Source organism: Aeromonas sp. OTU364 (genome assembly GCF_038440395.1).
Classification (GTDB): domain Bacteria; phylum Pseudomonadota; class Gammaproteobacteria; order Enterobacterales; family Aeromonadaceae; genus Aeromonas.
The window spans coordinates 1-284 of sequence record NZ_JASATR010000043.1 but is presented as its reverse complement, the minus strand read 5'-3'; the positions used below and the strand labels follow the sequence as shown (position 1 = coordinate 284).

The following is a 284-nucleotide window of genomic DNA, read 5'->3' as shown; positions in this document are numbered from 1 at the left end:
AGCAGCTTGCGTCTTCGTCTCACCGCTGCGGTATAGACCGAGCCATGAGAACAAATAGTTGGTTGCGGGGGCCAGATTTGAACTGACGACCTTCGGGTTATGAGCCCGACGAGCTACCGAGCTGCTCCACCCCGCGTCCGAATTGTCTGTCCGTTACCGGACCTTGCCCGCAAGTTGCCGAGCAGTAGCAGCTTGCGTCTTCGTCTCATCGCTGCGGAACGCCGAGCCATGAGAACAAATAGTTGGTTGCGGGGGCCAGATTTGAACTGACGACCTTCGGGTTA

At 57.4% G+C, this 284-nt stretch carries 1 tRNA gene; it reads right to left on the bottom strand.

What is annotated here, in order from left to right:
* Window positions 1–59: 59 nt before the first annotated feature.
* Window positions 60–136: transfer RNA gene (locus AAHB08_RS21110), tRNA-Met, on the bottom strand.
* Between the last annotated feature and the right edge of the window lie 148 nt (window positions 137–284).